This window comes from Corynebacterium sp. HMSC28B08, assembly GCF_001806865.1.
In the GTDB taxonomy this organism is placed as follows: domain Bacteria; phylum Actinomycetota; class Actinomycetes; order Mycobacteriales; family Mycobacteriaceae; genus Corynebacterium; species Corynebacterium auriscanis.
Map to the genome: position 1 here is coordinate 160,145 of NZ_KV786167.1, position 26,124 is coordinate 186,268.

Consider the following 26,124-nt stretch of genomic DNA (forward strand, 5'->3'; position numbering starts at 1 on the left):
GCTAGGCTGGTGGTAATTGCCCTGTGAACAGTAGAGATCGTTGATTTACGCCAAGGCGCGAGGCTTCAGACTTTCTGTGGATTGTCGTACAACCCTCTTGATGGCACTGCTGATATTAAGGTTTACCCAGTGCCTCCGCAATAGGAGCGGGGAAATTGTTTAACAAAATACACCCGCGGGGGTGGGTGGTCCCCCCGTGGGACCCCGCGGAGGAATTCTCGGCGTGTTTACTTGGCCGTCACTACCGAGTCAGCCGGTCCACCTAGCGTGGGGAATCGTTCTTCATTCAAGTTAAGTAACGCAATGACTTTCCCCAGGAGTGTTTTACGTTGAATTCCCCAGCTGACAAGGCGCAGCGCGAACTCACACGCCGCGGTTTCCTAAGAGCATCCGGCCTTACGGTCGCAGCCGCGGGTGCAGGATTCGTTGCACGTGGTACGGCAACAGCACAGTCCAGTTTTGGAGGCACATTCGGATCGTCCGTGGGAAGCTCTTTCGGAGCTCCTTTGCTGCCCAAGCGACCCGTAATTAGCCACGGTGTGGCTTCGGGTGAAATGACAAACAGCGGTGCAGTGATTTGGACCCGCGCCGATCGCCCCGCACGAATGGTGGTGGAAGCGGCGACGAATGGCCGGTTCAAGAATGCGAAATCGTTCCGGGCACCGGTCCCATTGACTCCCACGACGGATGGGACAGGACGTGTGCGGCTGTCCGGGTTTCCGGCCGGACGCGACATCCACTACCGAGTGTTCCTGGAGGACATGTACACGGGGATGCGCTCTGCGCCAGTAGCGGGAACGTTCCGGACCGTTCCGGTGACCGCACGCGATATCCGTTTCCACTGGTCGGGAGATGTGGCCGGGCAGGGATATGGCATTAACCCAAGGATTGGCGGCATGGTCGGTTGGGCAGCCATGGCCAAGCGCAACCCGCATTTCTTCCTGCACTCGGGCGATGTTGTGTATGCCGATGGGCCGATTGAAGAAAAGGTCACGTTGGAAGACGGGCGCGTGTGGCACAACCTGGTCAGCGAGGAAACGTCCAAGGTGGCCGAAACCCTGAAGGAATTCCGCGGGCGCTATGCCTACAACCTGCTCGATGAGCACTACCGCAATTTCAACGCGCACGTGCCACAGCTGGTGCAGTGGGATGACCACGAAACCACGAACAACTGGTATCCGGGGGAGATCCTGACAGACGATAAGTACACGGAAAAGCGCGTGGATGTGCTGTCGGCGCGTTCGATCCGGGCTTTCCACGAGTGGCAGCCGGTGGATACCAAAACGGCAGTGGATGGGCGCATTTACCGCAAGGTTTCCTACGGGCCGCTGCTGGATGTGTTCATCCTAGATATGCGCAGCTACAAGGATGAAAACACAAAGCACACCAAGGACAACAAGGAAGCCGGTTGGATCTTGGGCGATAAACAACGGCAGTGGCTGATCGACGGGGTGAAGAAGTCGAAGGCTACGTGGAAGATCATTGCCAATGACCTACCGATCGGCATTGTCGTTCCCGATGGGGAGACAGCGCAGGAGGGGGTGTCGTCCGGCACTCCGGGCAAGCCGGTGGGGCGGGAGCAGGAGATCGCCACGGTGCTGTCCGCGATCAAGAACGTGAAGAATGTGGTGTGGCTGACCGCGGATGTGCACTACTGCGCGGCGCACGAGTACCACCCGGACCGGGCGGCGTTCCAGGATTTCTCCCCGTTCTGGGAGTTCGTCTCTGGCCCGCTAAATGCTGGCGCGTTCGGGCCGAACAAGATGGATTCGACCTTTGGCCCGGAGGTCGTGTTCTCCCACACCCCGGATCAGCCGAACCGTTCGCCGCTGGATGATTACCAGCACTTTGGTGAGGTGGACATCGATGGCCAGTCCCGAGAGTTGACGGTCCGTTTGATCAGCACCCGCGGCCAGGTGCTGTACACAAAGACGTTGCCGGCGAAGTGCTAGCGGGCTGGGCCGGTTGCCTAGCTGAGCTGGACGGCGGTGCCGGTGGCGGTGACCATGATCATGCCGCCCTGGCCCAGGGATTCGCAGTCGACCTTCACACCTACTACACCGTTGGCACCCAGCTGGATGGCACGGTCGACCATTTCGCGCAGGGCTTCCTCGCGCGCGTTGTTGATCTCGCCTTCGTAGCTGGAGGAGCGCCCACCCACGATGTTGCGGAATCCCGCTCCGATGTCCTTGAACATGTTGATGCCCACGACTGATTCGCCTGCAACGATGCGGATGTAGTTTTCGATCTTGTGGCCGTCAATGGTTCCGGTGGTACTGACAATCATCGTTGGTTCTCCTTGCTCTGAGTGGGGTGTGGCCGGCTGAGCTGGAGGTTCACTGTTGAACCTTCTCCTAGACGCTCTATTTTAGGTCAGGCGGGTACGGTGGGATCACCGTTCCACCAACTTTTTCATCTAAACACACCGACGCCACGCTGGCCCGACCAAAGGCTCCCAGTACCTTTTGGGGGCGATGCGCTGGGCGGGGTGATGCAGGGGGGCAATAGCGGTGCTCGGTGGGGCGGAGACGAAGTTTGGAAGGGAAGGCTACCGGGACCGGGTTAGTCCCTAAACCGAAGGGCTCTCTTCAGAAAGCGTCGATGCCTTTGGTTCTCTCCTCATGGCTGCGGTTTCAAAGAACATGAGCAGATCATTACCCATTGGCTGAGCAAGATCTAGCTTCATATTCACGATTGAAACTTCCTCGCCCTTATCGCCTCGAATGGTGGTGTCCACAGCATCGCGTGGTTTAACGGGCCCTACATAGAAGAATTCTGTTCCTTCGAAATCATCTTTCTTGACGAAAAGTTCTAATTGCAGAGAACCGGAGGCAATTTCCTGTTCGAGGGCTGAACGGGCCAGCGAGCGCCGATTCTTGCTGAACCAATTCATCGTCTTGTTATTGAGGAACTCGTCTTCGTATTGTGTGGATGCCGAAATCGTATCTGTTTTCTGGTATGTGACAAAGATCGGGCATGTATTGGTATCTTCGTCTTTCGAATAGCCGTACATGGTGGAATACTCATTATTTGCCCAGTTCAGAAGACGGCATACATCTTTACGTGAATAGCGGCGCCCGATGAGGGGGCCATCTGCTTTGTTGTAGCGGTGCAGATTGAGGAACCGGGCCGTTTCGTTGATGTCGTCGATGTGCTTCCGAAAGTATCCATCTTCGTTGTAAGCACGCTGCAGCTCCGGGACAAGTTTTAGAGTCCGGTTTCCATCCTCACCCGAAGCCGAGACCAGGGAAATGTTACCCACGCTGTTGCGTTCTGTTTGTACGAAGAACTCGAGGGTCAATATCCGCTCGACCGTCCGTGGCGTGGTTTTGAAATATCCAAGTCCTTCTGATTCAAACAATTCGCGCATTTGAACGTAGGAAACGCTACCGTGTTGCAGCAGGTATTCGAACACGACATTTTCGTGGATACGCTTGCCATTGAGGAGCTCTTGGTCCAAGAATTGTAGTACGTTCCCTTGAAACTCCGTCAGTGATTGCTCTACCTTGATGGTTTTCTTGAGGAAGTTCCAATATCCCTTGCGGTTGGAACTACTTTTACCCTGAGAAAGGCTGAACGCGACAGGATCGAGCGTGTCGAAGCGAGCGAAGTCGATTCGCCACGGCTGTTGACCGAGGCGGAACCGAAGATTTGTGTAATCCTCTTTCAGGCGCGCAACGCTATCGATCTTGGCTTTCGCCAAAGATTCGAAGATTCGTTCTTGAGCAATTTCATCGAAAGACACTGACGATGCGCCGGCTACCGGGGAACCCTTAGCTGCCTTGCGAGTCCTTTGAGCAACTTCGTCCTTATTCCCCGAACTTCTTCCAAACAGCGCAATCGGGATGTGGAAGTTGCTTGCGTAGTTACCGATGAAGTCGAGCACTCGGAGGTGGTCTTTGCCTGCAAATTTTCGAAGACCGCGGCCCAACTGTTGAGTGAAGACGATGCTGGATTGAGTCTCGCGCATCATGACGACTTGATTAATGCAGGGAATGTCAATGCCTTCGTTGAAGATATCGACAGTGCTGATGTAGTCAAGTTCCCCAGCCTCCAGCTTCGCAACTGTCGCTTCACGAACTTCCATTGGATCATCACCTGTGAGAGTGGCGACTCGAAGAGGGGCTGAGTTCTGTTCTTCGTAGACAATTTGGCCACTCAGCCCGGTAGCTAACCAGTGAGCTTCTTTCTTGGAACTGCAGAAAATAAGGCCTCGTGCATCACGGACGTGACCATATTTACGCAGTGCGGTTACGACCTGGTCGATGCGACCACTTTCTAGCCTCGCATTTTCGCCAGTTCGATCACCAATCGGACGTCCAGCGGTGTCCGATCCTTCATGGATACCGTAGTAGCTAAACGGCACCAGCATCTTGTTCTCGAGGGCCTCTTGCAGACGAATCTCGTATGCAATGTTGTGGTCGAACAGCTCAAAGATGTTAAAGCCGTCAGTGCGTTCTGGAGTGGCGGTAAGGCCGATGAGATGCTTCGGGGTGAGATATTCCAGGATTTTCCGGTAAGTCACTGCGCCAGCGCGGTGGGACTCATCGATGATTACAACGTCAAAGTGGTCAGGGGAGAATACCCTCACATTCTCGTCGCGGGACAATGTCTGGACAGTTGAAAATACAAATGGAGCTTCAAGATTTCGCTCCAGGCCTACATATTTGCCGAAAGCCTCATTGTCTTTTTCGAAGACGCGTTTAAACTCCTCAATGGCCTTGTTGAGAATCTGTTCGCGGTGAACGACGAAAAGCATTCGTTCGGGCTTCACGGCTCGCGCCGCTAATGCAGCGAGAATCGTTTTGCCCGTACCCGTTGCCGAAATGATGATGGCTCGGGATTCACCTTTCCGCCAGAGGGAAGCGAGGTTCTCCAACGCTTGGCGCTGCATTTTGTTCGGATAGATATTTCCAACGGGCACAACTTGCTCAACGCCCGTGTCGACGAGCTCGGGATGCGGGCGAATCTTCCGGTTCTTTTCGTAGTGAGCGATCCACTCTCGAGTGAGCTGTTCTGAATCCTTCCGAAGACTTTCGATCGCACTGCGCAGTTGGGTGGTGATGTCACCATCGGGCAATGCAGAGAACTTCATGTTCCATTCAGCGTTCTGAGTGAGGGCGAAGTTCGTCAGATTTGAACTACCAATGATGGCTGTCGTGGAATCGTCGGATTCAAAGATGTAGCCCTTCGAATGGAATGCATCGATGGTGTCTTTCAACACCCGGACCTCGATATTTTCGAGAAGGAGCAACTCTTCGAACATGGCCGGTTCATTGAAGTCTAGGTACGTAGAGGTGTAGATAACTCCCTTACCCTTGAAATCAAGAAGATGCTGTTTGAGCAGCGCGAGGGCGGAGGTTGTGACAAAAGCGACCGAGAAGTAGAAAGTATCGCAGCGCTTTAGCTCTTTGATGATTGCCGCGAGCATGGTTCGCTCGTCGTTGTTGCTAATCAACTCGGGGTGGTAACAAGCGGGCGTTATGGAATTTGAATCGAGGAAACCGTAACGGACGGCCTTTTCCACGAACTCTGGGGAGAATGCTGGTTCGGACTGGTGCAGTGGTAATTGCATCAAAGTAGTCCCGATTCCAGGAGTGCTACCGCTGGCAGGTCCGCTGGTGCCCATTCCACGGAGCGGAGTTCGGATGGGGTAAGCCAGCGCATTTCTTCGTGTTCCGCCAGGATTGGGTCGGTTTCGCCCAATTCACAGATGTAGGTGGAAAGCACCACGGTTCCAAAATCGTATTCATGCGCGGTGGTATCCAGGTGATCTCCAACCGTGGCTCTGCAGTTAAGTTCTTCATCGAGCTCGCGTCGCAGCGCCTGTTCTGGAGATTCGCCTTCTTCGATCTTGCCTCCGGGAAACTCCCAGTAACCAGGTAGCGACATCGTTTCGCTTCGTTTGCAGGCGAGAATTTTTCCGTCTTGCACAAATACTGCGCCCACGACCTCAATTCGCTTGGACAACGGATAGCCCTTCTGTGATGTTTGTGATCCTAAAACGTGACCCATAGGGGAGGTCAGCTTCAGACTTAATCCGGTGTAGTCCAGGTAAATTCTAATGCGATTCCAGGACATGTACCGGGGATGTTCGATTTATCGCCTGTTCACCGCGTTGCATCGAGGCTCCCAGTCGATTCCCATCCACCCAATGAAAAGGGACGCCGCCCAAAGGCAGCGTCCTCATCGCATCTTCTGTGGATAACTAGCTCTACCGTGGCGGTTCAACCGGTGCCGGGACTGGCGCCGGGGCTCCTGGCGCCCCTGGATTTTGCTCCTCAGCGGGCGGCACTGCCGGGGCCACCGGCGCCGCTGGCGGCACCTCGGCCGGTGGCTCCGTCGCATTCGGCAACGCTGGTTGCCCCGGAATCGATGGCGCACCCGGCTGGCCCGGCACTGCGGGTATACCTGAGCCCGGCTGACCCGGCGCCGGCGCACCCGGCGATGGAAGCGGCGAACCGTTTTCATCCACGGGCTGCTCCGGTTCCTCCAAGCTGATATCCATCCGCGGAATCTTGTGGTTCGGATCGAACATCTGCGCTTCCATCTCCCCGGCCAGGGTTTCCGCAAACACATTCGTGAAGTGGTGCGCATCGCGGTAGGCCGCCATGTTGCCGATAATCGCTGGGCACCAGCCCTCACGGCAGATCGCGGCGGTCAGGTCCATCAGCTTCACATTCAAGCCCTGGTAGGCCTTGATGGAAGGATCCTCCGGCAGCAATGATTCATTAACGGGAGTGCCACACGCCCGGTTGATGGCCAGCACCTCATCGAACGTGGGGTGTTCGGGATCCGCCACGCCGGAGAATCCCTCGGCGCCCGGGCCGTTCCAATTGCCTTCCATCATGCCCACCACGCATTGGCGCATATCCAGCGGGCCGCTGCCATCGGTGCGCATGTGCCACGGGTTGTCGCGGATCAGCCACGTCTTAATGCCCGCTTCGTGCCACGTCCGGACAGTATCCACGTACTCCGGCGGAATAACTTCCGGACCGTTGCCCTGAATATCGGATGGCCGCGTTCCCGGCATGAAGATGCCTTCTGTGGGCGGGTTCTTCGCAATGTAGTCCATGGTCGTCTTGGACCACTCGCGGCAGCTGGGATAGTCCTGCCCGTTGTACAGAGTGATGTTCGCGTTGATGGGGCAACCCATCTTCAGCAGCGGGATCACCTTAATGCCCTGGCGCTTACCCACGATGTCCAGTGCGGGCATGTAGTGCTCCGTGTGGGAACCACCGACGGCGTAAAGGGTCCGCTTGGAATTCACATCGCCGTACGCGCACTGCTCCTGCGAGCGGTTGTAATTCTTCGTCAGCACCAGTACCGCAGGCTCAAACCCGATCTGGCATCCATCAGGCTGTGTGGGTGGCAGCAGCTTATGGAAATCCTCCAGCGGAGGAACGATCGTTTTTCCCTCCGGGGTGGGCGCGTTATTAATGAAGCTCAACGCGCCGGGGTATTCCGCCCTGTCACTGGAGGCCTCCAGCAGCTGGTCCGTTCCCGCGCTCAACCGTTTTTCCAAAATGGGTGGCGACGCCACCACGGCCCCCGCCACCACAATAATCACTAGGGCGTAAACGGTCTTTGGCCACACTTTTAAGGAGTTCCCCACGTAGCTGGGGGACGTCAGCACCCAACTGCGTGCTGGCTTCTTGGCCTGGCGCAGCGGCTTCTCCACCAGCATCTTGGTCAGCCATGCCAGCACCAAGCTGGCGGCAATCACGCCCAGGCCCAGTGCCCAGGAGACCTTCGGCTGACCGGACCAGTTGAGTGCGAGCACCAGCAGCGGCCAGTGCCACAGGTACAGCGAGTAGGAAATACCGCCCAGTTCCACCATGGGGCGGGATTCCATTACGCGGGTCACGCCTACCGGCTGGCCGGATGAACCGGCTATGACCACCAACACAGCACCCGACAGCGGCACCAGCGTCCACGCGCCGGGGAACTGGTCCGAACCGTTCAGGAACACACCGGTGAGAGCGATCAGCAAAATACCGACCACGCCCAGGATCCGGCGCGCCCACGGCCCCAGCGGTCGCATCGCCGGGTTACCCTGCTTATCCCGCTTCAGCAGGATCATGCCGACCAATCCGCCCAGGCCGATCTCCCAGAAACGACTGAAGGTGGAGTAGTAATTCAGGGCCTGATCCTGGCCGTGCTGCCATGTCGCATACGCGAAACTCAGGATCGTCGCGGCACTGAGGATAACAACGAGGACGGGCCGCGCGAGGCGTCGAAATATAAAGGCAATAACCACAACGGCCAGCAAAGAAGCCAGGTAAATCTGCAGCTGAGCAGACATAGACCACAGGTGCTGGAACGGGCTGACCGTGGTTTGAATGGCCACGTAATCACGGCCGGAAAAAGCCAGCTGCCAGTTAATGAAGTAACCCAGCGCGGCCACGGCATCCTTGGCCATCTGCACCCAGACCAGCTTGTTCATGGTCAAGATGGCGGCCACCAATGTGGCGGCCACAACGATCGCCAACGGAGGGAATAATCGCCTGATGATGCGGATAACCGACTGCACGATCGTCAACCCCTTGGGGTTTCGAGCGTTGCTTAGTTGGCTTCCGAAAAAGAAAATTCCGCCGAGGAGTAAGAATACGTCCACGCCCGAGGAAACTTTCCCGACGAAAACGTGGAACACCACGACGAGGGCAATCGCGAATCCACGAAGCCCCTCAAGATCTTGTCTAAAACGTCCCGCTGCGCTGGCCATAACGAGACCAGCTTAGGCAGGTAGCTGGAAACAGTCGAATAGGACACTCCGGAACCACCGTTAACGATTCGATACCTATCGACAATGGTTTCGGCACAGGTCGGGGGCAAACTGGGCACAATGGGAGATTATGACGACCGTACTGATTGTCCACCACAGCCCCTCGCCGGTGACGGCGGCACTTTCATCTTTCATTCTTGATGCCGCGCGCTCCGCAGCTACCGAAGCTAACCAATCCCTCGGTTTGGAGGGGGACGGTGCGGTAAAGGTCCTGGAGCGGCATCCGCTGGATCCAGAGCTATCGGCCGATCAGCTGGCCGAGGAGTTGATCGGTGCGGATGCCGTGCTTTTCGGGACCACCGCGAACTTCGGATATATCTCGGGCGCCCTGAAACACTATTTCGATTCCACGTATATGGCCACGCGTGAAAAGACCGTGGGTAAGCCCGTGAGCTGGTGGATCCGCGGCGGGTACGATACGACCGGCGCCGCCAAGGCGATGCGTGCGCTAACCACCGGATTTGAGATGCGCGTGGCCGCGGAACCCGTGGAGTTCACGGGTGAGTGGAAATCCCAGCAAGGTGTCCTGCGCACGATGGCGCAGGCGCTGGTGGGGGAGGCGTTGGGGCTGGGTTAGGGGATGATCCGCGGTGCCTCGTTGGTTCTCAACTTCTGAGCGAGCGCTAGCCTCGTCAGCGCCGGTTCCGATCCCCTATACTGGCGCCGGTTGGGGGTCACCGCATTAGAGACGGTCGGACGCTGCATACGCAGCGCCCGCGCTGGCCGCAGTTACGGCCAACACGGCTGGCCAGGAGCCGATCTTCTTCGCCAGAGGATGGGAAAGACCGAAGGCTCCGATGTAACCCGCGGTTAGCGCGCCGGCCACTGGGGCACCGGCCTTGGCATTCCACGAGCGTGCGGCGTATGCACCGGCAGCTGCCAAGATCACACCGCCCAAGGGGCGGATGCCCGTTTCGCGAGCTGTCAGCCATCCACCGATAAGACCGGTGGTGACAATTGCTGCGGTGTTAACGTCTTTTGCCTTCTTCAGAGTGAAATCCATGCCCCATACACTACGCGCATGTGCGAGGGCATTCCCATATAAACGTGGGCCCTGACACTAGGTCGTCATCGCATCACTGCACATTCGGCATTCCTATACCTACGCGTGGCCCGGCTCCCGTACTCGACGGCCCTCAGTGTGGGTGAGCGTGTTGGTCCTCATGTTGGTTGAGCAGAATGAGATGACGTTGGCGGGTTGGGGTGGTGTCGTTTCGTTCTGCTTTTCGAGCGTGTGGGTGGTCGTGTGGGTGAGTGTGTCGGCCGAGCGTGTGGGCGAGCATGTGAAGCCCGTGGTCTTCCTAGAGGTGCTGGGTAGGAGGAGGCAGACCACTGTAGGAGAGGAAAGGCCATGCGGACCCCGGCATTGCAGACCAAAGGAGCATTGCGCAAGCAGGTGCACACAGCCCGTAGGGGGTGGCGGAACCCTTCCGGGGCGCGCAAAACAGCTGCTTAAAAACACGCAGTAATTAGCAGGAAATCCCAATGTGGGAACTGGCAACGGCCGGGAATGAAGTATGTAAGGTAGGGAACCGTAATGCGCGGTTCAGCAGTGAATCGAGATGCGAACTACCAAGTCCTGGAAATGATGTACAGATGGCAGATTCTCCCACCCACAATGCAAGCAGCCAGCGCCTGGATATACAGAGCCAGTTTGCGCTTGGCCAAGGAGGACAGCCTGCCGGCAAGGTTTTGGTATCACGGTTGACACGGTTGTGGGGGATCAACAAGCCCATCGTGGGAGCACCAATGGCGGGGCGTTCGGATGGACATCTAGCTGCTGCGGTAAGTCGCGCCGGGGGATTGGGGATGTTCGGTGCGGGTGCGAAGAGCAGTTCCGGATGGATTAAGGAAAACGCGGACATTGCCCGCGAGGCTGGCCCGTTCGGCATCGGGCTGATGGTGTGGGCGCTAGAGGAAAACCCAGAACAATTTCAAGCGGTATTGGATGCGAAGCCCACGGCGGTCTCCCTAGGTTTCGGTGATGCCGCACCTTATGTCGAGCGCGCTCACCAAGCAGGAATATCCGTGGTTGCTCCGGTGAATAGCCTCACGCAATTAAAGGCGGCGCTGGCAGCGGAAGTGGATGTGATCTGCGTGCAAGGTACTGACGCGGGTGGGCACACTGGTCGCATCGGGACCATGCCGCTGATGCAATTGGCACTCGGTTACTTAGAGGTTCACGCTCCCGGAATTCCCGTGTGCGTGGCCGGTGGGATCGGCTCCGGCCGTGGAGTGGCCGCGGCACTGGCGGCCGGTGCAGATGCAGCATGGGTAGGTACGGCATTGCTGGCTTCGCCGGAATCCGTGGGCTCGGAGGAACTGCGCGTGCTTGCCGTCAACAGTGGCAGTGGGCAGACCGTGTTGACCGATATCTATGACCGCGCCGAACAGCAAAAGTGGGATACCAAGACCTGGCCCACGCGTACGGTTCGCAATGCTTTCGTTGATGCGTACGCTCCCTTGAGTGACCGGGGTGAAGTCACCGATAAAGAACTGGTGGATGCGCGCAGCGAGGGCGGCGACTACGCCGCGGAGATGAAATTACATGCGGGGCAGGGTATCGGATTGTTGCGCGCCCAGGTTCCCGCGGGTGATGTGATTCAGAAACTCAACGACGAAGCGTGGGATTTTTTGCACCGTTGGTAGTCCCCTCAGCGCGCGAATCACCCTAGATTCAGAAAAATTTTTACGGATTATTCTGCGCTTTCGTTCGCACGGTGAAACTATCCGTGACCAGCGATGATCGTGCGTTGCGTGGGTGTCGCGAACCGCGTTTACATGGTGTTTTCCTGCACCGAACCTTTGCGGAAGCATCGAAGCGCCTGTAAAAATGGTGACATGACTACTGCAATTCTTGCTGAAAGCACCCAACTACTTGCTGCCGACAATGGCGTTCCCGCTCTTGGCTTCTTGGGTTGGATCATCATTGGTGGCCTGGCCGGCTGGATTGGCTCCAAGATCATGGGCACCGATGCTCAAATGGGCATCCCAGCCAACATCATCGTCGGCATCGTCGGTGGTTTCCTGGGTGGCTGGATCTTCACCCTCCTGGGCATTGGTTCCGGTGGCTGGGTCTTCAGCTTCATCACCTGCCTGATCGGCGCCTGCCTGCTGCTGTTCATCCTCAAGCTCATCATGGGCAAGAAGGGTCGTCAGTAAGACAACCCTGCATCCGTCGCACACGGCGGATGCCCCAATCCACCTCAGCTCAGCATTTTTAATCACCACGAAAACCCAATCCTCCGCGCGAGGGTTGGGTTTATTTTTTGCGCGGATCCTCCGGCCACGAGTGTTTTGGGTATCGCCCACGCATATCCTTGCGAACTTCCTGGTAGGGCCCATCCCAAAAACTTGCCAGGTCATCTGTCACTGCCAGTGGGCGTTGCGCCGGAGATAACAGGTGGAACTGCACGCGCCGATTACCAATGACCGGCGATTCCTCCAAACCAAAACAATCCTGCAACTTGGTGGCGATCACCGCGGGCGCATCCTCAGTGGCTGAGCCCTCTACCGGTGGATATGTCACACGGGCTCGCCGACCGCCGGGCAGCTCAATCGCCTCTGGAGCTAATTCGTCAATGGGGTGATCCCATGGAATCACTCCCCGCAGCAGGCCCACGACGTCCGGTTTCTGCCCTTTCACGAGGGCATCCGTCACAAAAGCCCGCACAGTTTCCGGCAATTCCCCGCGCAGGGTGGGGTAGCCGGGCACGTGGGCGTCGGCAAGAAATTGGATGCGCCGCGCCAACGATTCAGCCGCCGTAGTTAGGCCGACCAGCCGCAAACCGTGGGCGGTCAAGGCATCATCGATGGCCGCGCGGGTTTGTTCGGTGGTGGGTTGCGCGGGCGTGGACGACAGCTGGATCGCGCCGAAATGCCTGGTGGTGCGGGCGCGGACTCTGCCTGTCGCTTCGTCGTAGGTGGTGGTTGTTTCTTCTTTTATCCCGACGCCCTCCTCTCCCGCAGCAAAAACCTCCCCGGGCGTAAGCGGCAGTCCGCTACGCACTCGCGCACCCGTGCCGTCGCCGGTGTGTGCGCGGGAAATGTCGGCGATGGCGAACCAGTCCGATGGGGTTTGCGCGAGGGCTGCGGGTAGTAACGCTCCCGTACCTGATGTGGTGAGAACTGAGTGCTCGGACCCTGGGACACGCCGCGCGATGAGGTGAGGGAACGCGCAGGCGATGGTGAACGCGACGGGGTCGGCGGGAGTGAAGGGGTGCGTGGCGGTGGTGGGTTGCGCGGGTGTGTACTGCGGCAGTGCACGACGAAACAGCGAGCGTATGCGGGTGAATTCTGGGTGATTGTTCCCAAGTGTGCGGGCAGCGTGGCCGATATCGTCCGGCAGCCGGTTCGACGAGTCGAGGATGGCGAGGGTCTTCAGGATGAGTGAGGCGGCCGTGTGTGAATCGGTGTGTGAGGCGGCAGTGTGTGAGGCGGCAGTGTGTGAATCGGTGGGGGAGTGAGCCGGCGTGGCAGAGTGTGAGGCGGCAGTGTGTGAGGTGGCAGTGTGTGAATCGGTGGGGGAGTGAGCCGGCGTGGCATCCTCCACCGCTCGCAACGCCACCAGGCCACCGCGAGCCAGGTGTGGATCCATGGGAAGAGAGGCGAGTGCTTCGCCGAGGTCCGTGACCGTGCCGTAGGGGGTAGATTCGGACACGCCAGTGATAGCCCCGAGCATGACTAGTGACTGAGTGGCTTGCGTGGCCGCGACGGTGGGGAACGGATCGGGCAGAGGTAAATCCGTGCCGCCGGGGGAGCCCCAGCATGCGCAATCCAGCAACGCGCCTGTCAGGTCAGAGGTCTGAATTGCGGGAGGGGAGAAGGAGGGGAGCTTGCCGTATTCTTCGGCGGTAATACAGCGATAGACCACGCCGGGGCCCAGGCGGCCGGCACGACCTGCGCGTTGCGTGGCTGAGGCTTGGGAGGTTAACTCCGTGACCAGTACAGACATGCCTCGGCTGGAGTCTCGGCGGTTAACGCGGGACAGGCAGCTATCAACCACGATGGATACGCCGGGGACGGTGAGGGAGGATTCGGCAACGTCGGTTGCGATGATGACGCGGCGTGGGATGGGGGATTCAGACCGGGTGGGTGGGTTGATGACAAGCTGCTGCTGGGTGGGTGTAAGTCCACCGTGCAAGGCCAAAGCATCGACTGGGTGGCTGCTGCCATCAGCACCGTTCGATCATGTCCGCCACGATTTCAGTGCCACGGATGGTGGGAACAAAGGCCAAAATATCCGCGGAATCCGGCTGTTCGCGCAGCGCGTGAAGAATCGTCTGCGCAACGATCGCTTCAATGGAACCCGGTTGGCCGGGCCGGGCGCGGTGATCCCTCCTCGTTATGGAGGCCGTGGCGGGCGCGTAGTGAAATTGCAACGGGTGGATGGGTGAAAGAACATCCACAATCGGGGTTTTCAGCAGGTCGGCGAATTTCCTTGCATCGACCGTGGCGGACATTGCGACAACATACAGGTCGTCGCGGAGTTCGCGTAGTTGGGACACCATGGCGAAGACGAGGTCGGATTCCAACTGGCGCTCGTGGATCTCGTCCAGGATTACCGCGCCCACACCCTCGAGGTCCGGTGCACGCAGTAACCGGCGCAGCAGCACGCCCGGAGTGAGGAACTCGATGAGTGTTTCTGGCTTGACTGTGGATTCGCCCCGTACGGTATGACCTGCGATGGGCCAGCCGTACAGCTCGTTGAGGCGCGCCGCTGAGGATCGAGCTGCAACGCGCCGGGGCTGGGTGACGATGACTCTTCGGGTCTGGCTGGATTGCCCTGCCTGGTCGGGGTGTTGTGTGTGCTCCGCTGAGTGAAAATGGCCAATGTGCCCTACTTGGCCGGTGTGCGCCGCCTGCCCTGTCCGGACCAAAAAATCAGCGACATAACCCGGCGCCAACGTGGTTTTGCCTGTACCGGGAGGTGCTTGGATGACCGCCCCACCATGGGACTTAAGCGCTGCGATGAGGTCAGCGCGGCCCTGGGAGAAGGGCAGATCTACATCCAGATACAGGTCGCTCACGGCTATCCAGCTTAACGCGTGCATCGGACATTCCGTGCCCCCACCTCTAGCGTTCAAAGGCGAAAACTGCAGGACACGTGATTTGTTATCCACAAGCACGGGTGGCTGTGGATAAGAAAGTTAGCCCCCACCCGTGAACTGGGGAAATGGGGCCGAGGTGGCGTCGGGAAAGAAAAGCGATGACGCATGCGGTGCCTAGTGTGATTCCTGCATGCCACCGCACCCGCAACCGCGATGGCGAAAAAAAAGGGACAATGAGGAAAGGAAACCCGATATGAAGGCAGGAACTCTAATGGCAGACAACGTTCTTCCCAACGGATTGATCCGTGGAGATGACGGAATTGCACGACCGCCGTGGACGTACCGCACCGAAATTGAGAAAGACTATTTTGACAATGAGTGGGGCCGCCATGTCATCACTGAAAGCGGGTTGTTGGAACGTATTACCCTTGAGGGTTTTCAATCGGGCTTGAGCTGGTCGTTAGTGCTGAATAAGCGCCCTGCGTTTCGCGATGCATTCCACATGTTCGATCCCACGCGGATCGTCGCGATGCCGAAGGAGCGACGGGAAGCGGCTTTGGCAGACGAACGCCTGATTCGTAATCCGCAGAAGCATGCGGCGCTGTACGACAACGCCCAAGCTGCAATTGACCTGCGGGATGATCCCGAAGCGCAGGCTCTTCCCGAGGATCACCCAGCCCGGAAAGTGTTAGGAGGTGCGGCCGACCGGTTGGCGCCGGGGCTACCGGTGCTCGTGTGGAGTTTTACGCCGGAACACCACGAGCGCCCCCGGGATCAGGATAAGATCCCGCGGATTTCGGATGAATCCGTTGCGATGGCTAAGGCACTGAAGGATCGTGGTTTCAGGTTTGTGGGACCCACCACGTGCTATGCCACGATGCAGGCCATTGGCATGGTCAATGACCGTGTGGTGCAGCCGGAGGGCGACGGCGAGACCTAGGGGAATGGCTAGGCGCCCAGTGCGGTGCTAGCGTGCACGTGGCTAGGCGCCCAGTGCGGTGCCGGAGTTAGATCCCTGCGGCAACCTCGACGGCTTGGCGGATGGCACGCTTGGCATCCAGCTCGGCGGCGACATCGGCACCGCCAACGATGTGCACGTTCGGGTGCTCTTCGCTGGCCCAGTCCTTGTCAACGGGGCGGACTGATTCCTGGCCGGTGCACAGCACGATGGAGTCCACGGGCAGGGTCAGAGCAATGCGACCATTGGCGTCTGCCTCACCCAGGGGGATGCCGGCGCGCTGAGCAGCGTTGATGGCGCGCTCGTCATCAGCGGCGATGGTTATGTGCAGGCCCTCGGAAGTGATCTTCTCGTACGTCACGCCCGCGACCTGCAATGCACCACCCATGGCCACACTCGCACGGTGAACCCAACCGGTGGTTTTGCCCAAGCCCTTGCCCAATTTGGACGTCTTCCGCTGCAGCATCACGATCTGGCGCTGTGGACGTTCAGGGCGGGGGCGGGTGAGATTGCCCTCCGTGGTGCTATCGGTGGTTACACCCCACTGCTTGGTCCAGCTTTCCAAGCTCTGAGGTTCGCCACCGCGGTCTTCCAGTAGGAACTCGGCAACGTCAAAACCGATGCCACCTGCGCCGATGACCGCCACGAACTGGCCGGCCTTCTTCGCGCCAGAGATGAGCTCGGGGTAGGTCAGCACCTGCACGCCGTCTATTGCGCCCGCCAGCCCCTCGGTCACACCCGGGAATTCAGGAATGCGTGGCTCCACACCGGTTGCCACGATGACCTCTTCGAAACCTTCGTCCAGTAGTTGCTGCGGGGTGCGGAATTCGGAGGTGCGGATCTCGACCTTCAGGCTGTTCAGACGCTCCTGAACAGCAGTGAGGGAGTGAACGAATTCCTCCTTGCCCGGAACCCGCATCGCCAAACGGAACTGTCCGCCGACCTCATTAGAACCCTCGAACACGGTGACATCATGACCACGTTGAGCCAACGCTTCAGCCGCGAACAATCCAGCTACACCGCCACCGATAACACCCACGCGCTTTGTGCCCTGTGCCGGCTTGAGCACCAGCTCAGTCTCGTAGCCAGCGCGAGGGTTGACCAAGCATGTGGCGCGCTTATTTCCGAACGTGTGGTCCAGACAGGCCTGATTACAGGCGATACAAATGTTGATTTCCTTAGACAGACCGCGCGCTGCACGGTTGACCAGCTCTGGATCCGCCAGCAGTGGGCGTGCCATGGAGACCAAGTCCGCCTGTGGGCTCTGCTCCGTGCTGCCGTCACCGGATACCCACCCACCGTTCAGTACCTGCTCGGCTACCTCCGGGTCGTTAATTCGGTTCGACGCCACGACGGGCACATTGACGTGGTCCCTCAGAACCTTCGTAGCCCACGCGAACGCGCCGCGGGGCACGGAGGTCACGATCGTGGGAACCTGCGCCTCGTGCCAACCGATGCCGGAGCTGAACAGGTCAACACCAGCGGCCTCCAGTTTGCCGGCCAGCTGCAGGATTTCTTCCTGGGTCTGCCCGCCTTCGACCAGGTCCAGAACACTGATGCGGTAGTCAATCACGAAGTCTTCGGGCACCGCAGCACGAATGGCTTTGATGATTTCAACAGGGAAGCGCTGGCGGTTTTCCGCAGAGCCACCCCAGTCGTCCGTGCGCTGGTTCGTGCGTTCGGCGAGGAATTGATTGATGAGGTACCCTTCGGAACCCATCACTTGCACGCCGTCGTAACCTGCTTCCGCTGCGTACTGCGCCGCGGTGGCATAGGCCGCAATGGTGGTTTCGATCTCCTCAACCGTCATCGCCCGTGCCGGGAATGGGCTGATGGGGGACTTCGAATCGGAGGCGCTCAGGGCCATCGGGTGGTAACCGTAGCGCCCCGAGTGCAGCAGCTGCAGAATCGCCAAGGCGCCACCTTCATGTACGGCGTTGGTGACTTCCTTGTGAGCTGCCGCGATCTCTGGAGTGTTGAAAGGTTGGCCAAACGGAGTGAGGTTGCCCTCCAGCGTGGGTGGGTAGCCACCGGTGACAACCGCGGCCACACCACCTTCGGCGCGCTCCTTGAAGTACGCTGCGAGCTTGGGAATATCGTCCAGCGAATCCTCCAGGCCCGTGTGCATCGAGCCCATGATCACACGGTTACGAAACTCTCGTTTGCCGACAGTGATGGGGGACAGCATGGTTGCGAAGTCGGCTGCGCCAGGGGCGTCGGAAAAAGAAGGGGTGCCAAGCGCAGCCGTTGTGGGCTGCAAGGGGGCAGCGGACTGCGCGGTGGGGCGGAGGCTATCGGAATCAGTCATGGCCAAGATGTTGCCACAGGCAGTCGGGTGGGGGCGGGTGAATCCACGAAATATGAAGTCTTTGTTAAATCCTCTCCGATTTTGCGAATACCCGTTTACACTACTTATGAAAGTGTGAGTAATTCACGTCTCTTGCGGTTTGGTTCTGTTAGGGCCATCACGGCCCCGATCGTGAAGCTGAACTTAGGTAACCCTGATTTGGACAGGTCGGGTGACATGGGTGACTCTATACACTCACCTCGGTTTCCAAAGTGACCGGAGTAACAGCAGAGGATGCGTTGCGTCCTCACCCACGAAAATTGGTGCAAATTATTCACGTATTCGCTTTAGCGGTACTTGTGACGAAGAGTTAGGTCGCCGACTATGAATAACTACCCTGCACGCCAGGGTCTTTATGACCCGCAGTTTGAGCACGATGCATGCGGTGTGGCGTTCGTCGCCGATATGCATGGCCGCCCGACCCGCGACATTGTGGAAAAGGGCATTCAGGCGCTGGTCAACTTGGACCACCGCGGAGCGGCTGGAGCCGAGAAGAATACCGGTGACGGTGCCGGTATCCTCATTCAGGTTCCAGACCGTTTCTACCGTGAGGAACTGGGAAGTAAGGGCGTCAATCTGCCCCCCGCCGGTCAGTACGCTACCGGTATCGCGTTCCTCCCTGCCTCCCGCATGGCCGCACTCGATGCAATGCGCGCTGTGGAGCGCATCATCGAGGAAGAAGGCCTGCAATTTATCGCGTGGCGCGATGTCGCGACTGATAACTCTTCCCTCGGCGCGATCGCCCGCGATGCCGAACCAATCTTCCAGCAGCTGTTCCTCTCTGGTTCCGACGCCCACGGCAACCCCCTAAGCGGCCTTGAATTGGACCGGCGCGTGTGGTTCGTACGCAAGCGTGCGGAGCGCGAACTCGGCACCCACGGGGCTGGTGCCGGAGCCGGCAGCGAAACCGTATACTTCCCATCGCTATCTAGCCGCACCATGGTTTACAAGGGCATGCTGACCACGCCTCAGCTGCGTGAGTTCTACCTGGATCTGCAGGACGAGCGCGTGGAATCTGCACTGGCTATCGTGCACTCGCGCTTCTCTACCAACACGTTCCCTAGCTGGCCACTGGCGCACCCTTATCGCATGCTGGCGCACAACGGTGAAATCAACACCGTTCGCGGCAACGAAAACTGGATGCGCGCCCGCGAGTCCCAGATTCGTTCGGAGATCCTGGGAGACCTCGATCGCGTACTGCCCATCTGTGACCCAGCAGGCTCCGATACCGGTCGCTTCGATGAAGCTTTAGAACTGCTCCACCTAGGTGGACGCAGTTTGCCACACGCGGTTTTGATGATGGTTCCTCAAGCGTGGGAGCGCGACGAGAACATCGACCCAGAAGTCCGTGCGTTCTTCGAGTACCACTCCACGTTCATGGAGGCATGGGATGGTCCGGCCGCTTTGGCCTTCACCGACGGCACTGTGATCGGTTCTGTACTGGACCGTAACGGTCTGCGCCCAGGACGAATCTGGATCACCAAGGACGGGCTCGTCGTTATGGCATCCGAAGCTGGTGTGCTGGATATTCCCGAAGAGGACATCGTCAAGCGCACTCGCGTGGAACCAGGTCGCATGTTCCTGGTTGACACCGCCCGAGGAACCATCGTCAGTGACGAGGAAATCAAGCAGCAGTTGGCTGCGCAGCCCTACACCCAGTGGGTGGAGGACCAGCTGGTGCGGGCTGCGGATCTGCCACAGTCCACAACTATCGAGATGAACCACGAGCGCACAGTGTTGCGCCAGCGAGTCTTCGGCTACACCGAGGAGGATGTAGAAACCCTCATCCGTCCGATGGCCGGCGCTGGAGCCGAAGCCATCGGTTCCATGGGTACCGATACTCCAATCGCTGCGTTGTCCAACCGTCCGCGCACGCTGTATGACTTCTTCGCACAGCGATTCGCTCAAGTGACGAACCCGCCATTGGACTCCATCCGTGAAAAAATGGTGACCAGCCTGTTCACCCACCTAGGTGCGCAAGCTGACGTGCTGAACCCCACCCCGGAGGCCGCTCACCGGATTCACCTGGAAACCCCAGTGTTGGATAACCAACAGCTGGCGAACATCGTGGGAGCCGCAGGGGCAGACGAGGCTAAGTTCGGTGCTTTTAAAGCCATCACCATTTCTGGTCTGTACCCAGTAGCCCATGGTGGTGCCGGCCTGCGCCAAGCCATTGATCGAATTCGTCGCCAAGTTTCCCAGGCTATTGCCGAGGATCACACCGTCATCGTGCTGTCCGACCGCGAGTCCGACGAGCGCTACGCGCCGATTCCATCCCTGCTGCTGGCCTCCGCAGTTCACCAGCACTTGGTGAAGGAGAAGACCCGCACCCGCGCATCGCTGGTCATCGAGTCCGGTGACTGCCGCGAGGTTCACCACTTGGCCATGCTGGTCAGCTTCGGTGCCGATGCCGTCAACCCATACATGGCCTTGCAAACCATCGCGGACTTGGCTGCCCAAGGGCGCATCGGGAACGTCACCGTTGCCGAGGGTGAGGCCAACTTCATTAAGGCAATGGGCACTGGCCTGCAAAAGGTCATGTCAAAGATGGGCATCGCTACTGTCGCTTCCTACCGTGGCGCGCAGCTGGCGGATTCCATCGGTTTGAACCACTACCTGCTCAACGAGTACTTCACCGGTGCATTCAGCCCGATCGAAGGCATTGGACTGGAAGAAATCGCCGACGACGTGGCAACCCGCCACCGCGGTGCATTCTTGCCACGCCCTGAAGAGCAAGCTCACCGCGAGCTGGAAATCGGTGGCGAATACAAGTGGCGCCGCGAAGGCGAGTACCACCTGTTCAACCCAGAAACCGTCTTCAAACTGCAGCATGCAACCCGCACCGGCCAGTACCGGATCTTCAAGGAATACACCGACCGGGTCAACAACCAGTCCGAGCGGTTGGCGACCTTGCGTGGCCTGTTCAAGTTCGAAAGCAACCGCCCATCGATTTCCATCGATGAAGTAGAGCCAGTCAGCGACATCGTCAAGCGTTTCTCCACTGGTGCAATGTCCTACGGCTCCATCTCCGCCGAGGCGCATGAGACGCTGGCGATTGCCATGAACCGCCTCAAGGGCATGTCCAACTCCGGTGAGGGTGGCGAAGATCCAGCCCGCTTCGAGAAGGAGCCCAATGGTGACTGGAAGCGTTCCGCAATCAAGCAGGTAGCCTCTGGCCGCTTCGGTGTGACCAGCCATTACCTGAACAATTGCACGGACATCCAGATCAAGATGGCCCAGGGTGCAAAGCCAGGTGAGGGCGGCCAGCTGCCTCCGGGCAAGGTCTACCCATGGATTGCCGAGGTTCGTGTGACCACCCCGGGCGTGGGCTTGATTTCCCCACCACCGCACCACGACATTTACTCCATCGAGGATCTGGCACAGCTCATCCACGACCTGAAGAACGCCAACCCAGATGCACGCATCCACGTCAAGCTGGTGGCCGAGCAGGGCGTGGGCACGGTCGCAGCGGGTGTCTCTAAGGCACACGCGGATGTCGTGCTGATCTCCGGCCACGATGGCGGTACCGGCGCTTCCCCATTGACCTCCCTCAAGCACGCGGGTGGCCCATGGGAGCTGGGGCTGGCTGAGACCCAGCAGACCCTGTTGATGAATGGTCTGCGTGACCGCATCACCGTCCAATGTGACGGTCAGCTCAAGACCGGCCGCGATGTTGTTGTAGCGGCACTGTTGGGCGCTGAAGAATTCGGTTTTGCCACCGCACCGCTCGTAGTTTCCGGCTGCATCATGATGCGCGTGTGTCACCTTGATACTTGCCCCGTTGGTGTGGCAACTCAGAACCCGGAGCTGCGCAAGCGCTTCACTGGCCAAGCGGAGCACGTGGTGAACTTCTTCAAGTTCATCGCCGAAGAAGTCCGTGAATACCTAGCCGAGCTAGGGTTCCGCAGCATCGAAGAAGCCGTGGGGCACTCCGAATGCCTCGCCGGTGGTTCCATGGCCGTGGATCACAAGACCGCCGGCAAGCTGGACCTCACCCGCATCTTTGAGCGCCCCGACAGCCCATTCATGCACCAGGACCTGCACTGCACCAAGAAACAGGATCACTCCCTGGAAAAGGCGCTGGATAACCAAATCCGAAAGGATGCCGAGGACACCATCCGCCGAGCAGCAGCAGGCGAGGACGTTTCCATCGACCTGTCCTACCCCATCACGAACGTCAACCGCACCGTCGGCACCATGACCGGTTCCATGATTTCCCGCGTGGCCGGTCGCGAAGGACTGCCGCTGAACACCGTCAACCTCGAGTTCACGGGATCGGCCGGTAACTCGTTCGGTGCTTTCACCACACACGGAATGACGTTGACGCTGAAGGGCGATGCCAACGACTACGTCGGCAAGGGGCTCTCTGGTGCGCGCATCATCATCCGCCCAGGCGATAACGACCAAGCCGAGGACCTCTCCAACGACGTGATCGCCGGAAACGTTCTGGGATTCGGTGGTGTACACGGTGAGATGTTCATCCGCGGTTCCGTCGGCGAGCGCTTCTGTGTTCGTAACTCCGGTGTCACCGCAGTGGTAGAAGGCATCGGAAACCACGGTTGTGAATACATGACAGGTGGCCGCGTTATCGTCCTGGGCAAGGTGGGCAACAACTTCGCCGCGGGCATGTCCGGTGGTATTGCTTACCTCTTGGACGATGGAAGCGGCGTCGAAAAGAGAATCAACCCCGAGCTCGTTGAAGTAGAAACAGTCACCGACGAAGAAGAACTGCGGTGGTTGGAAGAAACCATCGCAACGCACAAGCAGCTCACGGGTTCAACCGTAGAGGTCAATGCTGCGGACCTCATTAAGGTCATGCCACGCGACTACGCACGCGTACTGACCACCATCCAAAAAGCCGAAGAAGCCGGTCTAGACAGGGACGGCATCGCCGCCGCCATCATGGAGGAAGTGAAATAATGGCTGATCCACAAGGATTTTTGAAGTACCGTCGCGAAGGTGCGGCGACCCGCCCGATTCCTCTGCGCCTCATGGACTGGAACGAGGTCTATGAGAACTTCTCCGACGACAAGGTGCAGACTCAGGCCAGCCGCTGCATGGATTGCGGTATCCCGTTCTGCCACGACGGCTGCCCATTGGGCAACATCATCCCTGAGTGGAATGATCTAGTCCGCCAGGGCCGCTGGCGAGAGGCATACGACCGCCTGCACGCGACCAATAACTTTCCGGAGTTCACCGGCCGTCTGTGCCCCGCTCCATGTGAAGGCGCGTGCGTGTTGGGTATCGGCGACGATCCCGTCAACATCAAGACCGTCGAATTCACCATCGTGGAGCACGCGTGGAAGGAAGGATGGGTGGAACCCATCAAGCCGACGTTCTCCACAGGCCAGAGGGTGGCCGTTGTTGGTTCCGGACCTGCGGGCATGGCGGCAGCGCAGCAACTCACTCGCGCCGGGCACGCCGTCACCGTCTTCGAGCGCGCCGACCGCATCGGTGGCCTGATGCGGTATGGCGTGCCGGAATTCAAGATGGAAAAGAAGTGGATTGATCGCCGCATCCAGCAGATGGAGGCCGAAGGCACTGTCTTCAAGACCAACATCAGCCCCACCGGTGAAGATCTCAAGGATTTCGACGCCGTGATCCTCGCAATCGGTTCCACCGTTGGTCGCGACCTGCCCGTGCCAGGCCGTGATCTGGAGGGTGTGTACCAGGCAATGGAGTACCTTCCACCGGCAAACCGCGTGGGATACGGGGATATCGAAACGTCCCCGATCGATGCCAAGGGCAAGAATGTGGTCATCATCGGTGGTGGCGATACGGGTACTGACTGTTTCGGTACCGCGCTGCGCCAAGGCGCGAAGACTGTACATCAGTTCGACATCATGCCGAAGCCACCGAAGACCCGTGCTGCTTCTACGCCCTGGCCGACCTACCCCCTGCAGCTGCGCCTCGCATCCGCGCATGAGGAAGGCGAATACGCCGTGACGGGTGAAGAGACTGCGGAGATCGTGGAGAAGCTGGGCTTCGATACCCGCGAAGTGGGCAATACGTTGGGTAAGCGTGGCTGGCAGATCAACACCGTGGAACTCACTGGTACCGATGGCAAGGTCACGGGCCTGAAGGGTGCTGAATGCCGCTTTGGTGACAACGGGTTGGAAAACGTTCCGGGCACCGATTTCGAAATGGATGCGGACCTAGTGCTACTGGCCATGGGCTTCGTTTCCGTCGAAGAATCCGCCGTAGTGCGGGACCTGGGCCTGGAGGTCGACGGCCGCGGACGGCTGGTGCGCGACGGCAAGTACCGTGCCAAGGCCACCACACCGGACTTTGCGGACATCCCGGTATTCGTCGCTGGCGACGCAGGGCGTGGCCAGTCCCTGATCGTGTGGGGAATCTCCGAAGGGCGTTCTGCCGCGGCGGAGGCCGATCGTGTGCTGATGGGCGAGACCGCCCTGCCACGGCCGATCAATCCGACGGATCTGGCGATGCGCGCTTAGGCGCCCCTGCTCGGGCACGGCGCATCTAGCGCTGGGCAAGCGGCGAAGTGGATCTGGCGGTGCGGGCCCGTATATAACGATGCCTGCACGGTGGCGGCGCGCTTCATGTACGGTGCGTGCGGTGCGCGCTTCCTGCACGGTGCCTGCGATGCGCGCTTAGGTATTCCCGCGTGCGTACTTGCGCCCTGTCGGTACAGGTTTGAAACACCCCGCCACCAATGACGTCGATGGTGACCTGCGTGGCCTCAACCCGTACACTGGCCGGTATGCAAATCCCCGACATTCCCGTTCGCGATGAAATCCGCCTAGGGCAGTTCCTCAAGTACGCCAACCTGGTGGAAACCGGCGGGATCGCCAAGGACCTCATCCGCACCGAGATGGTTCGCGTTAATGGTGAGGTCGAGACTAGGCGCGGCAAAGTCCTGCGCCCAAGTGACGAGGTGACGGTGCTCGGCGAGGACGGTTCGGTTCTCGCTGGCGCGCGCGTGGTGGAATGCTCGGACAACTCGGCGAATGCGACAGGCATTGACGATGACGATGACCTTGGCGAATACTTCGACGAGGCCACCGCCGATGACGATTTCGACCCCGAAAAGTGGAGGAACATGTAATGCCCGCCATCATCGCCCACCCCGGCATGCCCCTGTGGATTGATCTAGCCACCACCGACATCACCGCCGCCCGGAACTTCTACGGGCAACTGCTCGACTGGGAGTTCGAGGAGCTCGACGGGGAAAACAGTGGCTACGTTGTTGCTCGTTGTGAAGGAATGCCCGTCGCCGGTTTGGCCCAGGTGCCGGAGGGCTCGCTGTCGATGTGGGGTTTGTGCTTGTACACCCCTGATGTTGCTTCTTCGCACGACGCCGCCGTCTCCGCGGGCGCCACCAGCGCCTTGGAGCCCCGTTCATTAGGGGAGCGCGGTGCTATGGCGATGCTCCTGGATCCGGCGGGCGCAGCCATTGGTCTGAAGTGCCCAGCCGATGAACATGCATTGCTTGCAGCGGGCGAGCCTTCCACCCCAGTGTGGTATGAGCTGCTCGTGGGGGATAAGTGGGAAGAAACCTTGGAGTTTTACCACGAACTCGCCGGTTGGGACATTCGTCAGGCCAGTAATGATCCGGAGTTCCGGTATGCCGTCGGCGAACTGGAAGGCGCGGGACTGGCGGGTATGTGGGATACCTCCGCGATGGAGCAATCCACCAGCCTGTGGACGATGTACATGGGTGTGGCCGATATCGATAAGGCCGTATCGCAGATCCCTGCCTTGGGTGGCGTGGTGGTACGCCCACCGTACGAGGCTGAATTTGGTCGCGTGGCAACCATCCAAGATTCCACGGGCGCGATCCTCAATCTATGCGAGGTTGCGGAATATGATTCAGCTCAGGATGACGTGCACGAGCCGGACTTGTTCGCCCCCGAGGGCTAACCCCCCCATCAACTGCGCCGGCCGACCGGTGGTGGCCTCTAGCGCCGGCGGCCTCTAGCCTCGGCCGACTGGTTGCGCTGGCCGACCGGTGGCAATCTCT

The 26,124-nt window shown here is 59.2% G+C and carries 17 protein-coding genes; 9 read left to right on the plus strand and 8 right to left on the minus strand.

The features are described from left to right. Positions 1-329 precede the first annotated feature (329 nt). Complete coding sequence (locus HMPREF3098_RS06525; RefSeq protein WP_070434445.1) at positions 330-1,952, plus strand: alkaline phosphatase D family protein; 1,623 nt, start codon at positions 330-332, stop codon at positions 1,950-1,952. Positions 1,953-1,969: 17 nt separating this feature from the next. On the opposite strand, the gene HMPREF3098_RS06530 is transcribed toward HMPREF3098_RS06525, so the two are convergent. The 4 genes from HMPREF3098_RS06530 to HMPREF3098_RS06545 all read right to left on the minus strand — a co-directional run bounded on the left by HMPREF3098_RS06530 (position 1,970) and on the right by HMPREF3098_RS06545 (position 8,725). Next, positions 1,970-2,287, minus strand: a complete 318-nt coding sequence (locus tag HMPREF3098_RS06530) for a YbjQ family protein (protein WP_035114941.1) — start codon at positions 2,285-2,287, stop codon at positions 1,970-1,972. Between the two features lie 282 nt (positions 2,288-2,569). Beyond that, complete coding sequence (locus tag HMPREF3098_RS06535) at positions 2,570-5,629, minus strand: DEAD/DEAH box helicase (protein WP_246815870.1); 3,060 nt, start codon at positions 5,627-5,629, stop codon at positions 2,570-2,572. Then, positions 5,575-5,970, minus strand: coding sequence for a (deoxy)nucleoside triphosphate pyrophosphohydrolase (locus tag HMPREF3098_RS06540; protein WP_070434447.1), 396 nt, complete (start codon positions 5,968-5,970; stop codon positions 5,575-5,577). Before HMPREF3098_RS06540 ends, HMPREF3098_RS06535 begins: the two co-directional genes overlap by 55 nt. 244 nt (positions 5,971-6,214) lie before the next feature. Beyond that, on the minus strand, positions 6,215-8,725 hold the full coding sequence (locus HMPREF3098_RS06545; RefSeq protein WP_083284241.1) for an acyltransferase family protein: 2,511 nt from the start codon (positions 8,723-8,725) through the stop codon (positions 6,215-6,217). A gap of 130 nt (positions 8,726-8,855) precedes the next feature. Here HMPREF3098_RS06545 and HMPREF3098_RS06550 point away from each other — a divergent pair, with 130 nt between their 5' ends. Then, entirely contained in the window at positions 8,856-9,362 is a 507-nt protein-coding gene (locus HMPREF3098_RS06550) for a flavodoxin family protein (RefSeq protein WP_070434448.1), read from the plus strand. Positions 9,363-9,467: 105 nt separating this feature from the next. Here HMPREF3098_RS06550 and HMPREF3098_RS06555 read toward each other — a convergent pair whose 3' ends face one another. Beyond that, on the minus strand, positions 9,468-9,788 hold the full coding sequence (locus tag HMPREF3098_RS06555; RefSeq protein ID WP_035114943.1) for a hypothetical protein: 321 nt from the start codon (positions 9,786-9,788) through the stop codon (positions 9,468-9,470). A 593-nt stretch (positions 9,789-10,381) separates the two neighbouring features. On the opposite strand from HMPREF3098_RS06555, the gene HMPREF3098_RS06560 reads away from it, so the two are divergent. Then, positions 10,382-11,434 carry an NAD(P)H-dependent flavin oxidoreductase gene (locus tag HMPREF3098_RS06560; RefSeq protein ID WP_083284243.1) on the plus strand — a complete coding sequence of 351 codons (1,053 nt, stop codon included), beginning with the start codon at positions 10,382-10,384 and terminating at the stop codon, positions 11,432-11,434. A 192-nt stretch (positions 11,435-11,626) separates the two neighbouring features. Continuing rightward, positions 11,627-11,947, plus strand: coding sequence for a GlsB/YeaQ/YmgE family stress response membrane protein (locus HMPREF3098_RS06565; RefSeq protein ID WP_070434486.1), 321 nt, complete (start codon positions 11,627-11,629; stop codon positions 11,945-11,947). A 100-nt stretch (positions 11,948-12,047) separates the two neighbouring features. On the opposite strand, the gene HMPREF3098_RS10995 is transcribed toward HMPREF3098_RS06565, so the two are convergent. Both HMPREF3098_RS10995 and HMPREF3098_RS11325 read right to left on the minus strand, forming a co-directional pair. Then, positions 12,048-13,934, minus strand: coding sequence for an ATP-dependent helicase C-terminal domain-containing protein (locus tag HMPREF3098_RS10995; protein ID WP_070434449.1), 1,887 nt, complete (start codon positions 13,932-13,934; stop codon positions 12,048-12,050). Positions 13,935-13,959: 25 nt separating this feature from the next. Further along, positions 13,960-14,814: a DEAD/DEAH box helicase gene (locus HMPREF3098_RS11325; RefSeq protein WP_210385952.1), complete on the minus strand. Its 855-nt coding sequence runs from the start codon at positions 14,812-14,814 to the stop codon at positions 13,960-13,962. Between the two features lie 274 nt (positions 14,815-15,088). Here HMPREF3098_RS11325 and HMPREF3098_RS06580 point away from each other — a divergent pair, with 274 nt between their 5' ends. Beyond that, positions 15,089-15,775: a DNA-3-methyladenine glycosylase I gene (locus tag HMPREF3098_RS06580; protein WP_070434451.1), complete on the plus strand. Its 687-nt coding sequence runs from the start codon at positions 15,089-15,091 to the stop codon at positions 15,773-15,775. A 67-nt stretch (positions 15,776-15,842) separates the two neighbouring features. On the opposite strand, the gene HMPREF3098_RS06585 is transcribed toward HMPREF3098_RS06580, so the two are convergent. Then, entirely contained in the window at positions 15,843-18,101 is a 2,259-nt protein-coding gene (locus HMPREF3098_RS06585; RefSeq protein ID WP_070434452.1) for an NADPH-dependent 2,4-dienoyl-CoA reductase, read from the minus strand. A gap of 363 nt (positions 18,102-18,464) precedes the next feature. On the opposite strand from HMPREF3098_RS06585, the gene gltB reads away from it, so the two are divergent. From gltB to HMPREF3098_RS06605, 4 genes are all read left to right on the plus strand, one after another. After that, on the plus strand, positions 18,465-23,060 hold the full coding sequence (gene gltB, locus HMPREF3098_RS06590; protein WP_070434453.1) for a glutamate synthase large subunit: 4,596 nt from the start codon (positions 18,465-18,467) through the stop codon (positions 23,058-23,060). Next, entirely contained in the window at positions 23,060-24,598 is a 1,539-nt protein-coding gene (locus HMPREF3098_RS06595) for a glutamate synthase subunit beta (protein ID WP_070434454.1), read from the plus strand. Before gltB ends, HMPREF3098_RS06595 begins: the two co-directional genes overlap by 1 nt. A gap of 266 nt (positions 24,599-24,864) precedes the next feature. Further along, positions 24,865-25,209 carry an RNA-binding S4 domain-containing protein gene (locus HMPREF3098_RS06600; RefSeq protein ID WP_070434455.1) on the plus strand — a complete coding sequence of 115 codons (345 nt, stop codon included), beginning with the start codon at positions 24,865-24,867 and terminating at the stop codon, positions 25,207-25,209. After that, positions 25,209-26,024 carry a VOC family protein gene (locus HMPREF3098_RS06605; RefSeq protein ID WP_070434456.1) on the plus strand — a complete coding sequence of 272 codons (816 nt, stop codon included), beginning with the start codon at positions 25,209-25,211 and terminating at the stop codon, positions 26,022-26,024. Before HMPREF3098_RS06600 ends, HMPREF3098_RS06605 begins: the two co-directional genes overlap by 1 nt. The last annotated feature ends 100 nt before the right edge of the window (positions 26,025-26,124 follow it).